At 45.3% G+C, this 14,838-nt stretch carries 10 protein-coding genes; 2 read left to right on the top strand and 8 right to left on the bottom strand.

Features of this window, described 5'->3' with window-relative positions:
• Positions 1 to 2 precede the first annotated feature (2 nt).
• From cysN to cobA, 3 genes are all read right to left on the bottom strand, one after another.
• On the bottom strand, positions 3 to 1,445 hold the full coding sequence (gene cysN, locus L5L94_RS04840) for a sulfate adenylyltransferase subunit CysN (protein ID WP_011788280.1): 1,443 nt from the start codon (positions 1,443 to 1,445) through the stop codon (positions 3 to 5).
• A gap of 82 nt (positions 1,446 to 1,527) precedes the next feature.
• A complete protein-coding gene (cysD, locus tag L5L94_RS04835; RefSeq protein ID WP_105251586.1) occupies positions 1,528 to 2,436 on the bottom strand; it encodes a sulfate adenylyltransferase subunit CysD in 909 nt (302 codons plus the stop codon).
• A gap of 91 nt (positions 2,437 to 2,527) precedes the next feature.
• A complete protein-coding gene (gene cobA / locus L5L94_RS04830; protein WP_105251585.1) occupies positions 2,528 to 3,373 on the bottom strand; it encodes a uroporphyrinogen-III C-methyltransferase in 846 nt (281 codons plus the stop codon).
• 442 nt (positions 3,374 to 3,815) lie between these two features.
• Here cobA and L5L94_RS04825 point away from each other — a divergent pair, with 442 nt between their 5' ends.
• Both L5L94_RS04825 and L5L94_RS04820 read left to right on the top strand, forming a co-directional pair.
• On the top strand, positions 3,816 to 4,700 hold the full coding sequence (locus L5L94_RS04825; RefSeq protein WP_263161559.1) for a phospholipase A: 885 nt from the start codon (positions 3,816 to 3,818) through the stop codon (positions 4,698 to 4,700).
• 232 nt (positions 4,701 to 4,932) lie between these two features.
• Complete coding sequence (locus L5L94_RS04820) at positions 4,933 to 6,489, top strand: S41 family peptidase (protein WP_263161557.1); 1,557 nt, start codon at positions 4,933 to 4,935, stop codon at positions 6,487 to 6,489.
• A 61-nt stretch (positions 6,490 to 6,550) separates the two neighbouring features.
• Here L5L94_RS04820 and L5L94_RS04815 read toward each other — a convergent pair whose 3' ends face one another.
• The 5 genes from L5L94_RS04815 to L5L94_RS04795 all read right to left on the bottom strand — a co-directional run bounded on the left by L5L94_RS04815 (position 6,551) and on the right by L5L94_RS04795 (position 14,600).
• On the bottom strand, positions 6,551 to 8,287 hold the full coding sequence (locus L5L94_RS04815) for a hypothetical protein (RefSeq protein ID WP_263146428.1): 1,737 nt from the start codon (positions 8,285 to 8,287) through the stop codon (positions 6,551 to 6,553).
• A 402-nt stretch (positions 8,288 to 8,689) separates the two neighbouring features.
• Positions 8,690 to 9,475 carry a monofunctional biosynthetic peptidoglycan transglycosylase gene (gene mtgA, locus L5L94_RS04810; RefSeq protein ID WP_263146432.1) on the bottom strand — a complete coding sequence of 262 codons (786 nt, stop codon included), beginning with the start codon at positions 9,473 to 9,475 and terminating at the stop codon, positions 8,690 to 8,692.
• 753 nt (positions 9,476 to 10,228) lie between these two features.
• Entirely contained in the window at positions 10,229 to 11,011 is a 783-nt protein-coding gene (locus L5L94_RS04805) for a phosphoadenylyl-sulfate reductase (protein WP_263146435.1), read from the bottom strand.
• Positions 11,004 to 12,701 (bottom strand): assimilatory sulfite reductase (NADPH) hemoprotein subunit, encoded by a 1,698-nt coding sequence (gene cysI, locus L5L94_RS04800; protein ID WP_113939010.1) that lies wholly within the window; start codon positions 12,699 to 12,701, stop codon positions 11,004 to 11,006. The genes L5L94_RS04805 and cysI overlap by 8 nt, the downstream gene beginning before the upstream one ends.
• A 99-nt stretch (positions 12,702 to 12,800) precedes the next feature.
• On the bottom strand, positions 12,801 to 14,600 hold the full coding sequence (locus L5L94_RS04795; protein ID WP_263161555.1) for an assimilatory sulfite reductase (NADPH) flavoprotein subunit: 1,800 nt from the start codon (positions 14,598 to 14,600) through the stop codon (positions 12,801 to 12,803).
• Positions 14,601 to 14,838: the final 238 nt, after the last annotated feature.

The following is a 14,838-nucleotide window of genomic DNA, read 5'->3' as shown; positions in this document are numbered from 1 at the left end:
AATTAAGCTCCAAGCTGAGTGATATCTATCGCTTGCCAATGGGGGAAGTGTTTACGCACTAAGGCATTAAACTCGACTTCAAAGGCACTAAATTGTGACGCTGTTTGCTTGTTAATATGTTGACCCGACACCACCATCACCGCGGCAACCGTCGCATTAGTAAGACGGTCGATTAAGATCATTCCGCCGGTATCGCGTACTAACGAATAGGCATCAAATACTATGTCTTCGGTCAGTTCTAAGGTCACACGGGCAATCGCGTTTAACCCAAGCGTGTCCGTCGCACTGCGCGCTAAGGTGTTAACATCAACCACATAATCGATAGCTGTTACAGAGGCTTGCGTCTTCTTACCGGCCACTTTGATGTCGTATAACTGACCGAGTTGTAATGGCTTTTCATCCATCCACACTATATCAGCGCTGATCAGGTTAGCGACGGCGGGAGCTGAGTCGGGTTTTGCCAGTAAATCGCCACGGGAAATATCAATTTCATCTTCCAGCGTGATAGTCACAGCCTGGCCTGCAACCGCTTCCTCTAGATCACCATCGAAGGTGACAATACGTTCAACCTTGCTGCATTTACCCGATGGCAACGCAACTAACTCGTCGCCGACCTTGATGATGCCAGAGGCTAACGTGCCCGCAAAACCGCGAAAATCTAAGTGAGGACGCGACACATATTGCACAGGGAAACGCACGGGCAATGCACTGAGTTCGCGTTGAGTATCAATGGTTTCTAGCAGTTCAAGCAGTGTTCCACCTTGATACCAGTCACTTTGGGTACTGCGCTCAACCACGTTGTCACCATTAAGCGCGGATAAGGGCACAAAGTGGATATCGAGATTACCGAAATCTTTAACGAAATCCGTAAAATCGGCACGAATACGATTGAATACTTGCTCATCAAACCCCAGCAAATCCATCTTATTCACGGCAACCACAAAGTGACGAATACCGAGTAATGACGCGATAAACGCATGGCGCTTAGTCTGAGTCTGCACGCCGTAGCGGGCATCGACTAAAATCACCGCTAAATCACAGGTCGATGCACCTGTCGCCATATTGCGAGTGTACTGCTCATGCCCTGGCGTATCGGCGATGATGAACTTGCGCTTATCACTTGAAAAATAACGGTAAGCCACATCGATAGTGATGCCCTGCTCGCGTTCGGCTTGCAGACCATCCACCAGCAAAGCTAAGTCAATCGCTTCACCTGTGGTGCCCATCTTGGCGCTGTCGCTCTTAAGGCTCGCCAATTGGTCTTCATAGATCTGCGCGCTGTCGTGTAACAGGCGGCCAATTAAAGTGCTTTTGCCGTCATCCACACTGCCACAGGTTAAAAAGCGCAGTAAACCTTTGTGCTGCTGCAGGGCTAGATATTCTTTCACACCATGGAGGGTAATTTCTGCCGCCATGAGATTGGTTTTATTGACCGCTTTGTCCATCTTATTCTCACTCTTGATCTGCTTGGCTGAAGGTCGCACTGACTAGCGCCACCTTCGCGAAATAGGCTTAACCCTGAAGATATTAGAAGTAGCCTTGACGCTTCTTCTGCTCCATCGAGGCACTTTGATCTGAGTCGATCAATCGGCCCTGACGTTCGCTCGAACGGGTTAACAGCATTTCTTCAATAATCTTTTCTAGACTGTCGGCCTCAGAATACATGGCGGCCGTGAGTGGGTAGCAACCTAAGGTTCTAAAACGCACCACTTCTTCTTTAATCTGCTCGCCCTCGGCTAACTTCATCCGCTCGTCATCGGCCATGATTAACTGACCACCGCGCTCAACCACTTTACGTTTAGCGGCAAAATACAAAGGCACTAACTCAATGTTTTCTTGATAAATATATTGCCAAATATCCAGTTCAGTCCAGTTAGATAGTGGGAACACGCGAATACTTTCGCCCTTGTTCACTGCGCCGTTATAGGTGCGCCATAATTCTGGACGTTGGTTTTTAGGGTCCCATCTGTGGTGACGGTCGCGGAAGGAATACACGCGCTCTTTGGCGCGAGATTTTTCTTCATCGCGGCGAGCCCCACCGAAAGCCGCATCGAAACCATATTGGTTAAGTGCTTGCTTTAAACCTTGGGTTTTCATTATGTCAGTGTGTTTCGCACTGCCATGGTCGAAGGGGTTAATCCCCTGCGCCAACCCTTCTGGGTTAATGTGCGTCAGTAACTCGAAGCCAAATTTCTTTGCCTGCGCATCACGAAACGCGATCATCTCTTTGAATTTCCAACCTGTATCGACATGCAGCAGCGGGAATGGGATCTTGCCTGGATAAAAGGCTTTACGCGCTAAGTGCAACATAACGGAAGAATCTTTCCCGATGGAATACAACATCACAGGATTATCGAATTCGGCTGCAACTTCACGAATGATCTGGATGCTCTCAGCTTCCAGTTGTTGTAAGTGGCTTAGTTCACGCCCGGCCATACTATTCTCCGTTACCTTAAATTCGCCGTGTTACCACAGCATGGATTAGCTTAATTTGTTTAACTGCTTAATAGCTTTAACTGTTTGCGGCTTAGCTTATCGACGCGACGGCCGAGACTCTAACCGATTGAGTCTGTTCATCGCTGACCTGAGTCGATTCAATCGCTTCAGGTTTGAACCAATGCAAGGTGTCACTCAGCGTGACGACTTCACCTATGATCATCAAAGCTGGCATTTGTAATTCTGGATCGGCGGCAAGCTGTTCAAGCTCACCTAAACGGCCGATAAAACGACGTTGCTCTTTAGTGGTTGCCTTTGACACTATCGCCACGGGTGTTTCAGGGCTTCGGCCCGCATCGACTAGACCTTGGCGAATAATGCCTGCGTTCAGAATCCCCATATACACGACTAAGGTATTGTTAGGATTAGCATAACCTTGCCAATCCATAGGGCGACTCTCTAACTGACAATGGCCAGTGATAAAAGTGACGCCTTGGGCATGGTCTCTGTGGGTTAGGGGAATTCCCGCATAGGCTGACGTGCCGCTGGCAGCGGTAATGCCGGGAACGACTTCAAACTCAACCCCAGCTTCGACTAAAGTTTGTAACTCTTCACCCCCGCGGCCGAAAATAAAAGGATCGCCACCTTTAAGGCGCACCACATTTTTACGGGTGTAGGCTTTAGTGACGAGTAACTGATTAATCTCGTCCTGTGCGGCGCTATGCTTGCCCGCACGTTTACCTACGGCAATCTTCTCAGCGTCTTTGGGAATAAGATCGAGGATATCTTGGCTGACTAAAGCGTCGTAAAGCACTGCATCAGCAGTTTTAAGGATACGCCATGCCTTTAACGTCAATAACTCAACGTCGCCGGGGCCGGCACCCACCAGCCAGACTTTGCCTTTGGCCGCTTGGCCCGGTAAAGAGAAAATTTCCATCAGAATCCCCAAGATCACTTTAGTCTGTAGAAATATAGCGCGTCTTATATTCCATAATAAATAGATAATTATTAGTTTTTATATCATTTAGATATAAAAGAATGAGTGACCACTCACTTAAAGTGGGGAAAACCTTAGGTTTCAAAATCAAAAATGCCCTAAATCCAAGTTAACCCATTGAAATAAAAATGACTTAATAAGATTAAGCGAATTGCATCAAAATAATTTCTGTCCGCTAAGTGCATGATTTTGGCACTATGTTATTGCCAAAAATTCTACCTAAACATATCTCTATGGGACTAAAAATGGCTGACGACAAGATTTGTCATTAAGTGACACAGGATTTTTCCATAACCATAAATTCACTTTCTAATGTTAAGCTGGAAATAACTATCTTTGTTGAGTACGACTGACAAATAAATAAACACATCAAGGAGGGCAGATGAAACCACTTTACTCAGGTATTGCATTGGCAGGGCTATTAGCCTGTACGGACATAAATGCCGAAGAATCATTAGTCAAAGGAAGAGTAAAAGATGAACTTGCCACGGCGGATCTACCTTTTGTGATTACGCCACATAAAGTGAATTACCTTTTACCAGTCACCTACAGCCCAGATCCCAACATGGCACCTTTCACCGAAGATGCAATACTCAACCCCTATTCTTTAGATGAGTTTGAGGCTAAGTTCCAAATCAGTTTTAAATTTCCTATTTGGTACAATGTGTTTGGTGATAATGGCCATTTATTTTTTGCTTACACCAATCAATCCTATTGGCAGGTTTATAACAAAGACACTTCATCACCTTTTAGGGAAACCAATCACGAACCTGAAGTCTTTATGCTGTTTAATAACGATTGGAAAATTGGCAGTGTGACCAATTCCTTTTGGGGGTTTGGTGCCGTACATCAATCGAATGGTAAAGCAGGGCCACTTTCCCGCAGTTGGAATCGCCTCTATGCCACTATGATTTTTGATGCAGGCCCACTCGCCTTCTCCACCAAAGTGTGGTGGCGTATTCCTGAAGATGAAAAAACAGATCCATATAAAGCCAGCGGCGACGATAACCCGAATATTGATGACTATATAGGTAAAGCAGAGTTTATTGGCGTTTATGGTATCGATGAACATAGATTCACTTTAACCATTAAAACGAATCTAGAAGATATCGACAGAGGCTCAGCAGAACTGACTTGGAGTCATCCTATCGTCGGCAACTTACGCTTTTATACTCAATACTTTAATGGTTATGGCGAAAGCCTAATCGATTACAACTATCACAATCAACGTATTGGTATCGGAATTTCACTCAACGATATTCTTTAAGAAAGATTACCCACTTGATCCCGCTATTTAAGATTGTTTGGGTATATAAAGTGACTAAGTACAAAAATCGACCATAATTTGCTGCTAATCTACCAAACCTGCTGCTAAATTGCTCAGATGGACCTGAGTTTAGGGCAGAGCAGGACGATTTACATTGATCCGAATGGCATTTAAGCCGATAGTCGCACACCTTTTTGTGCCCTGAAGCAGCGCCTTAACATCATGGAGGAATATGAGTTTTAGCTACCGCAGCATAGTCATGCTACTCAGTGTCATTATTTTCGCGAGCTTACTTAAGCTCGCGTTTTTCGCTGTGCCAAAAGATAGCGCTGCACCAGTGCTGAATGCACAAGAGGTACGCCAAGATCTCTATGCCTTATTGGATCAAATCGAGCAACACTCAGCGTTTTATGCCTTAACGGCCGACAAAGCCAACCCGCAGCTTAAATTTATGGCTAGCCTTATTGTTGAACAGTATCAAGATATTACTCCCAATGATCGCTTTGCTGCTGAAGTCACTAAATTACTCAATACCCTCAAAGATCCAGGCGCTCAAGTGCATAACTTCGACGATCAAAGCGGCGATCTCCCGTTAACGCTAAGGCCAGTCAACGACCAATGGTTAGCCTTGGATAACGATAATAATCCAGTCAACAACGACTTCCCCTTTATCACTCATATCGATGGTTTACCTATGAGCAAATGGGTAGCGACCAGCCAAGCCTACTTACCTGAGCCGGCAAAACAGAGCCAAGAAATGCAGTTACCTTGGCTGAAAAAACTTAACCTACTGCGCGAAGACTTAGGACTCAGCATAAAGCCCTATGTAGTCATTACGCTAATTAATGATGACCTGCAAAGCCAGCAGGTGACTCTCGCCCTGCCAAGCCATAACCCACAAACTCAATTAGCAACTATCAGTGAAAAAGACGAGACTCAAGATATTAATGTGCTCGAATTTATTAACCAATTATCTCAATTTGAGCGCACCGAATTTCAAGACATGCCAAATCAATTAGAGACGGTCAACAATACGACGGTCAAACTTAAGATCAGCGATCTCTACGCCTTTGAATTAGATAAAGAACAACAGCAAGAACTGCTCAAAGGCATGACACATCCATTACTGATCATTGATTTACGTGATGCCAGTGGCTTTAGTCCGAAATTATTGACTATGCTGTCGCGATATCAAGATGCGGATTTAAATAACACTTTAGCACCTAATGTGATGGGATTTGCGCACTATCGCCGCTCACCAGAGCTGAGAAATGATTATCTACAGCCGCTCAATTTTATGCCTCTGGATGCGTTAGAGTACAGTCCTCCTAGGCTCAAATCTCTCACCCGTAACTTACCCTCTGTCGATAAAGAGAAATTCAGCCCTTGGTATGTTCGCACTAAGCCTGCGGTGGTTCCTGAAGGGCGAAATCGCTTAGCGCTACTCGTGAGTCCCCATTGTCGCCAAGAATGCGAGTGGATTGCCTATCGTACTAAATCTTGGTCTAGGGCAAATTTGATTGGTGAAAAAACCTCAGGTGACTTTGCACGTCAGTATCATTTCAAACTGCCAAACAGTGGATTAAACATAAGATTCAGCAGTTCGTTAACCTATGATGCACAAGGGAGACTCCTGTCCGGTATCGGGACTGAACCGGATATTTTGCTCCCTCAGAACAGTGATATTCAATGGCAAGGGCTCGTTAGTTTAATGCGCTCCGCCAAGCCCAAAGCGCAACTTGTTCTGCCAGCACAGCACACTAAGTTAGCTCAGGCTAAGCTGAATTAAGCAAAAAAAAGAGCCAGCAATCTGCTGGCTCTTTTCAAACAAATATGAGTTTACTAACGCATTACTTCTTTTCAGTCGCTTTAGAATTGGCGACTGAACCTATGACCAAGCCTTGCTTATTCACATCGAAGCTCATTTGAACTCGCATGTTGTAATCTTTAAGCATTTGCATTTCTTCAGGGATCGGCTCTCCGCTCATTTCTAACAGTGTTAGCACTGGCGTAAACATCTTGCCGTAATCAGCAGACAAGCTGTACATGCCATTAGCTGACAGTTTCTCGCCTGCTAATTTGTTGGCTAAAGCTAAGCCTTTATCACCGCTATACACCACTAAATGTTGACCTTTAATCGCCAGCATTGGCTTAACACCTAACTCTGGAGGCAACATCAATATTGGAGATAAATCAGTAGCATCGCCGTTATCGGCTAATTGCACTTCAGCCAGCATAGGGGCGAAAGGTTTGACCATATTGAACAACATGGATGGGTTTTCGGCGCTAAGGCTGACTAAAGCATCTAAGCTTTCTAACTTAGGCTCTTGATCTTGTGTGCTCATTTTAAAATCGAGCAATGAAACGCTCATGCCTTTCACACCGTTAGCCATGCCAGTAAACATGCCTAGCATAGCAGGGCTCTGTTGGCTCAACTCAGCCTGCAACTCTGCCAATGGTGTACAGGTCAGTTGTGGCTTTTGCAGATCATCCCAAATAGCCGTTAATGAAGGGGTAATTTCATTGATATCTAGACCTATTCCCATGGAGAAGATAGTGCTGTCGATATCCGCCAGATGCGATGGAATAAAACCACGCATCTTTTGCATTGCCGCAAGAATAGGTTGATTCTTCGTTTCGACAACAAATGAAGCCGCCATATGGCTTTCTTTTTCAGTCACAGAAAACGCCGTTAAACCAGCAACGGTACGCGGCCAGTTAGCGGCAATCGCAGTCAGTTCGGTACGACATTCTGGTGTTCTGATTTGAGCTAATGGATCTTCACCCTCACTTTCATCAGCAAAAAATTGAGTCAGTTGCTTAGCTAGCATATTGCTATCTGCAGAGGTCAATGCCTTTACAATTTCCACATGGTTAATAAAGCTAATGCTGTCATCTTTAAAACCATGGGTCTTAATAATATCTTCTAATATGCCAGAAGCGGCTAATGACTGCGGCGCCTTCTTAATACCAAATGCCATTTCTAATAACTCAGGCTCGGTAATAGAGGTGCTGAAAGTCATCGTTAATATGCCATCTTTCTGGGCAAATAACAGTTCAGCTTTCTCTGCTGAGCTTTCATCCGATAGTGCATAAGCGCGATAATCAACATCGCCCACTTTACGCATTTCGTGGGTTACACCACTGTCTTTTTCGGCTTTATCTAATACAGCCCAAAATGCTTCAGCCTGATTAACATCAATCTTTAATACTGGCAAAGCACCTAAAGTATAAATATAAGGTTTAACTTCATCGGGGAAACCGAAGGTTTTTAACAGTAAGGCAGGATCTTTCATCCCATCCATATACTGCTGATAAATGCTAACGAAGAACTTGCCCATAGGGCTATCCTGCACACCGAGTTCATCAAGCGTGTTACTTGGATATTGCTGATAATTTCCAGAAATAGACTGTAAATACGCTTTTAACGGGAAGGGTTTTAACTGGCCCGAAAATATCGGCGTATCGGCAGGCACATAGTCGAGCAAAGGATTAGCAGAGGCACTAGAACCCGCGCCATTCTGCATATACCAATAACCACCAGCACCTGCTGCAATAATTGCCGCGGCAATCACAATCTTTTTCATTTAAGAAACTCCATTTAATGACATTCAATTTTATGAAAACAATACCTAAAGAACTCACCTTAGGTATTTAAATATTTATCCGCTCTTACATATCCCTTACGCAGATAATGCAAAATCAGAAAACACAACAACTCAGCCCTACGCAATACAAACCCAGTTTAAAATGCTTAGGCTAAGCGAAACTAAGGTATAAAATTTTCCCGATAATTTAACATTAAACCGACACAGAAGCGAACAGGATAGGAGTTCGCAGCATTAAAAACGCATTAGAATTAACGTTTATTAAACATAACTCCAATCTTATTTCAATTCGGTAATAAAACATCTCAAAGTCATCGACGATTAAGCAAAGAACTCAATGACAAATTAAGCTCATCTCACTCAAACTACCTCACCAGAGCGTCATCGTGCTTCGTGGACTTTTTTAAGCGTGACGTCACCTAGCTGACGCATTTGCTTACGGATCCAAGCAGAGCGCTGCTGCACATACGATGACGGTGGAGACACCTTATAGCGCCAAGGATTGGGTAAAATGGCTGCGAGTAATGAGGCCTCGTATTGGGTAAGTTTTGCCGCTGACTTTCCAAAATAATGCTTTGATGCCGCTTCGGCGCCGTAAATGCCTGGGCCAAATTCTACAATATTTAAATACACTTCAAGAATACGCGACTTATCCCAAGTCAACTCCATCAATAACGTAAACCAAGCTTCCAATCCCTTACGAAAGAAACTGCGACTCGACCACATAAAAAGGTTTTTCGCCGCCTGCTGACTTAAGGTACTTGCCCCGCGGACTTTGGTACCTTTTTGGTTGTATTTCAGTGCCGAACTTATCGCGGCTAAATCGAATCCAGTATGCTCAACAAAACGTTGATCTTCCGCAGCAATCACAGCCAATTGTAATTCGGGAGAAATTTGCGCTAAATCGCGCCATTGATGCCTGATCTCACCGATAGGAGCAGGTGGAAATAAGGCACGTTCGATACGCCAAGTCCACATAAGAGGATCGACGAATCGTAGTAGGATCACTAATAAAATTGAGCAAATAAATACCCAAACTAATCCCTTAAATAACCAAGACAATAAACGACGAAAACCACGCTTTCGTCTCTGAGGTGCTGGGTCACTCGACTTATTGACACTTGGACGCCTGACATGATCTCGCATCGCATATAAAGGGGCCGTCATTTATACCATCTCATCCACACACTCTCATTTCTTGTTTCTCATCTATCCAGTCAATCCCATTACAAGGATTCTTTGGGGCAACCTAGGCTTACAGAAAATATTCTAAAGCTTTACGCGAGTTGCAAGCTGATCATGCTACGAGAGTAAAGGAAACACCAAGGATATCTTACTCGATAATCAAAGATAGGTTGAGAAATAACCATAACAAGAACAAATCACTATTGGAGATTGACTGGGGTCGACTTAACTTGACCTCGGCAGCTTTGACGACAGCTGACCGAGGTAATGATGGCTGATTAACGAGAGCTAGCAAGTCAATCAAACTGCTTGATACTCGCAGGTGCGAGTCAGGTTTTCAACGCTTTCACTGCATCCAATCAAGCCATATCGATACACAGCAAACCCAGCCCATAAATACCGATATACAACAACTTAACCTCATAAAAGACATGAATCATGTCAATTAACGCAGTAAAACGCTTCAAAACCATCTACGGGAACTTCAAAATATAGCGCAGGCTTAACCAATGTGCATAACTCTGTGAGTAAAAATGTACAACATTTTTAGCATTTAAAAATGAATGCAAACTAACTCTATGAATATCAATCTATCTTAGTTAAATGACGCTTAAATGACATCACTTAACTTCCTCGACAATCCAGAGTATTAAATTCAATCCCACTTATCTTAAAATGATAAAAAAACGCCCCAAACTAAGTTGAGGCGTTTAATATTTAAAATCAATAAAATGACTAGATTTCGTAGTGCAGACCACACTCACGTTGTAGGCCATTAAAGCGAGTTTCTTCCTCTGTCATACCTAATTCGAGTGGTTTACTCGAATGGGTATCCCCCACAGAAACATAGCCTTGGTCCCAAAGTGGATGGTACGGCAAGTCAAATTGAGTCAGATAGAGGTGCACATCTTTATTCGACCACTCGATAATCGGCAGTAACTTAAAGCGAGTACCATGAATCGCCAGTATCGGCAACGCCTCACGGGTACTGGCTTGACTGCGTCTAAGCCCAGCAAACCAAGTGCCGACTTCAAGCTCGGCTAAAGCGCGTTGCATAGGCTCAACTTTGTTGAGACGGTTGTATTGCTCTAGCCCGTCTACCCCTTGCTCCCACAACTGACCAAAGCGTGCCTCTTGCCATGCAGATGTCATCACTGCTTGATACACTTTTAAATTCAGCGATAAACGCTCTGTCAGTTCATCGATAAACTGATAAGTCTCAGGGAATAAATAACCCGTATCCGTGAGGATAACCGGAATATTCGCCTGTGCCTGACTCACCATATGCAGCATCACTGCGGCTTGAATCCCAAAGCTTGAGGACAGCGCATGATTACCGGGCAAATAAGTTAAGCCCCATAGCACCCGCTCTTGTGCGCTTAATCCACCTAAGAACTGATTAATACGTTCAAGCTCTATCGCTTGCTCTGCCTTAGGCGCACTCAATAATGCCTTGAGTTCGGCAGCGCTGACCACAGTCGGCACTTTATCACTGGTTTTTTGCTCAATATCAGCCATGAAAATCCTTAGCGGCATCGATCACCGCCTTCACTACACCCACGCGGACGGTGAAGTTACCAAAGGTTTCGCCTGCATCACGCTCTACGGCGTAGCGGCCAAACAGGGCATCCAATTCGGCGAGAATGTCCGCCTCTTGGATATTTTCTCTGTGCATTTTGTTCAAACGAGTCCCTTCAAAACTTGCACCTAAGTACAAGTTATAACGACCCGGCGCCTTACCCACAAGCCCAATTTCAGCGGCAAATGGGCGGGCACAGCCGTTAGGACAACCCGTCATACGCACGACAATCGCTTGCTCGCTGATGCCGTGTTTTGCCTGTAGCGCATCGATATGATCGATAAACTCAGGGAAATAACGCTCGGCTTCCGCCATCGCTAATGGACATGTCGGCAACGCCACACAGGCAATCGAGTGACCGCGGGTTTGCGTCAACACTTGGCCCAGCAGACCATGTTTACGGGCTAAACCTTCAATCGTGGCTTTATCTTCTGCCGCTACACCTGCGATGATCATGTTTTGATTCGAGGTCATGCGGAAATCGCCCTTGTGGATCTTAGCAATTTCACGCAGCCCCGTTTGCAGGGTCTGGCCCGGTAAATCCTTAATGCGGCCGCTTTCGATAAATAGGGTTAAATGCCACTTACCGTCAACGCCTTCGACCCAACCATAACGGTCGCCGCGATCGCCAATCACGACATCACGCTTAGGTTCAAATTTTACTCCTGCACGCAGTTCAACTTCGGCTTTGAACTTTTCATAGCCGTGGTCAACGATTGTGTACTTAAGGCGCGAACGCTTACGATTAGAGCGATTGCCCCAGTCGCGTTGCACTGTCATGACAGCTTCAGCAAACTTCATCACGTCTTCAGTTTTGATAAAACCAAAGTCGTCAGCCAGGCGTGGAAAGGTTTCTACTTCGCCATGGGTCGAGCCCATGCCGCCGCCCGCCGTTAAGTTAAAGCCAACTAGCTCGCCGTTTTCGGCAACAGCAATAAAGCCTAAATCGTTAGTGTAAACGTCAACATCGTTATCGGGAGGAACCGCAACCGCCATTTTGAACTTACGTGGCAGATAGGTTTTGCCATACACAGGTTCGACGGTTTCATCTTCGGTCGAAAGTAACTTTTCTTCATCTAACCAGATTTCAGCGTAGGCGCGAGTGTGTGGTAATAGATGATCTGACAGTTGTTTCGCCACCGCATAGGCCTGCTCGTGCAGTTTCGATTCCACCGGATTGGGGTTACACATGACGTTACGGTTAACGTCACCACAGGCAGCAATCGAATCCAGCGCTTCGCGATCTAAGTCTTGAATAATGGTCTTCAAGTTACGCTTAGGAATACCGTGGTATTGGAAGGTTTGGCGGGTCGTCAAACGAATACTGTTCGAGCTGGTGAGCGTCGAGGCAATTTTATCTACGCCTAACCATTGCTGCGGAGAACAAATACCGCCGGGTACACGGGCACGCAACATAAAACTATATAAAGGTTCGAGTTTTTGCTCTTTACGTTCGTTACGTAAATCGCGGTCATCCTGCTGATAGAAGCCATGAAATTTGATCAGCTGCTGATCGCCGTCACTGAAACTGCCAGTCACAGAAGAATCTAAACCTTCTTTGATGGTCCCGCGCAGGTAATCACTGTCGGTCTTTAGGTATTCATTTAACGCTAACTTTTGCTCACTCATGGCAACTGCCTCTTAAAATTGGGTTCGCTGGCTGCACAGGTCATCACGTGTGCAGCTTTAGCTATTCTTATGCGTTTCTTATCTGCGCAACGGTTGAGATTAATACACGTCTTTTTGGTAACGTTTATCGCTGCGCAGGGTTTCAAAATAGGCTTCGGCAGCTTCGGTATTCAAACCACCGACTTCGACTGCCACCTCAATCAAGGCTTGGTGAACATCTTTCGCCATACGTTCAGCATCACCACAAATATAAAGATGCGCGCCATTTTGCAACCATTGCCACAGGGCTTGGCCTTGTTCTTTAATGCGGTGCTGCACATAAATCTTATGGGCTTGATCGCGGGAGAACGCCACGTCGATACGGCTGAGATCGCCATTTTTCAAATACTGTTGCCACTCAGTTTGATACAAGAAATCCTGCTCAAAGTGAGGATTGCCGAAGAATAACCAGCTATCGCCTTGAATACCTTGGGCGACGCGCTCCTGCATAAAGGCACGGAACGGCGCAACACCTGTACCAGGGCCCACCATGATCACCGGTGTTTCTGGATTTTCAGGTAAACGGAAATGCTTGTTCGACTCAACATAAACCTTAACTTGCGTGCCTTCCTGCGCAGATGCTAAGAAGTGTGACGCACCGCCAAAACGTGCTGAGCCATGGCGCTCATCTTCCACTAAGGCCACAGTTAAGTGGACTTCTGTTTCAACTTCGCTTTGACTTGAGGCGATAGAGTAAAGTCTTGGCGTTAATGGACGCAGTAGCTCAAGCAGTTTTGCTGCATTTAAGGTTACTGAGTTATTTGATAATGGATACTGAGTAACTAAATCGACAAATTGATGCTTAAGGATAAAGTGGCGCACTTGTTCTTTATCTTCGCTCAATGCCAGCAGTTCTGCGCTGCCGCTCAATTCGGCCCAGGCTTTGACTAATCCAGGGTATAACTGGGTTAATTCTTTCTTATCGACCAAAGCCTGCTTAAGAGATAAGGATTCAGTACCAAGTGTCACTAACTCATCGGCGGCTAATGACAAACCCGCTAAGACTTCATCGACTAACACTTCGTTATTACTAAACCACACACCAAGGGCATCGCCCGCTTGATAGGTTAAGCCTGAGTCGCCAAGGTCGATTTCAACATGGCGCACATCTCGGTCTGATCCACGGCCGGTAATTTTTTGGCTCACAAGCACTTCGGCGCTATAGGGGTTTTGCTTAGTAAATTCACTTTCGCCAATCGCTTTAGCGGTGCCGATGGATACCACACTGGCGGACGAGGTTTCAATTAGCGGCTTAACGGCCTCTAATACATCGGCGTGCCACTGGCCAGCGGCAGTTTCATAATCCACATCACATTCAATTAAAGGTAACAGTGATTTAGCACCGAGTGCCGCTAGGCGGGCATCGAAGTCTTTACCGGTTTGGCAGAAAAATTCATAGCTAGAATCCCCCAGCGCAAGCACAGAGTAATGTAGATTGTCTAACTTAGGGGCACGTTTCGATGCTAAAAACTTGTGTAATTCAATCGCATCATCCGGCGCTTCACCTTCACCATGGGTGCTGACCACCAATAACAGCACAGCTTCTTGCTTTAATTGGCGAACATTGTATTCGCCCATTGAAGCCAGATTGACCGCATAACCTTGCGCTTGCGCCTTATCGGCGAGCGCTTTGGCGACACCACGGCCATTACCCGTTTGGCTGCCATAGAGAATCGTCACAGTTTGAGCCGTTTGCGCCTGCGCGACGGGCGCTAATTGGCCCGCATTGGCTGTAGCAGCAAGATAGCCACTCACCCAGGCCAATTGCACAGCACTTAACTCAGAAGTGAGTTGTTTTAGCTTCTCGACTTGTCCTTGAGACAATGGCGAAGCCAGCGATGAAAGTTCTTTTAACAACATGAGACGGCCCTATGACAGTGTAATGTCCACAAGCTTATCGCGGTTTAAGAAAAGCAAAAAAGAATAAAATAGGATTTTTAATTCCATTTTGGAATATACAAAGTGCAAAATTTAAGCTACAAAAGTGTGCACTGGTTAAAAGTTTTTGATCCGACCAGTGCAGAAACGGCCTGCTTGAGAAATATGCACTTGTGCCAAGCTAAAGTATTGCCACAATGGTCATGAGCCTGTCGAACAA

This window comes from Shewanella sp. SM21, from assembly GCF_025654335.1.
Taxonomy (GTDB): Bacteria; Pseudomonadota; Gammaproteobacteria; order Enterobacterales; family Shewanellaceae; genus Shewanella; species Shewanella oncorhynchi.
Note: the sequence above shows the minus strand (reverse complement) of the source record. Positions and strands in the feature narration are given on the sequence as shown.

Bases quoted from the DNA above. Each gene is read 5' to 3' on its own strand.
- L5L94_RS04805 (WP_263146435.1), bottom strand. From the start codon at position 11,011: ATGGCTGATATTGAGCAAAAAACCAGTGATAAAGTGCCGACTGTGGTC.
- L5L94_RS04820 (WP_263161557.1), top strand. From the start codon at position 4,933: ATGAGTTTTAGCTACCGCAGCATAGTCATGCTACTCAGTGTCATTATT.
- cysD (WP_105251586.1), bottom strand. From the start codon at position 2,436: ATGGCCGGGCGTGAACTAAGCCACTTACAACAACTGGAAGCTGAGAGC.
- mtgA (WP_263146432.1), bottom strand. From the start codon at position 9,475: ATGACGGCCCCTTTATATGCGATGCGAGATCATGTCAGGCGTCCAAGT.
- L5L94_RS04815 (WP_263146428.1), bottom strand. From the start codon at position 8,287: ATGAAAAAGATTGTGATTGCCGCGGCAATTATTGCAGCAGGTGCTGGT.
- cysN (WP_011788280.1), bottom strand. From the start codon at position 1,445: ATGGACAAAGCGGTCAATAAAACCAATCTCATGGCGGCAGAAATTACC.
- L5L94_RS04795 (WP_263161555.1), bottom strand. From the start codon at position 14,600: ATGTTGTTAAAAGAACTTTCATCGCTGGCTTCGCCATTGTCTCAAGGA.
- cysI (WP_113939010.1), bottom strand. From the start codon at position 12,701: ATGAGTGAGCAAAAGTTAGCGTTAAATGAATACCTAAAGACCGACAGT.
- L5L94_RS04825 (WP_263161559.1), top strand. From the start codon at position 3,816: ATGAAACCACTTTACTCAGGTATTGCATTGGCAGGGCTATTAGCCTGT.
- cobA (WP_105251585.1), bottom strand. From the start codon at position 3,373: ATGGAAATTTTCTCTTTACCGGGCCAAGCGGCCAAAGGCAAAGTCTGG.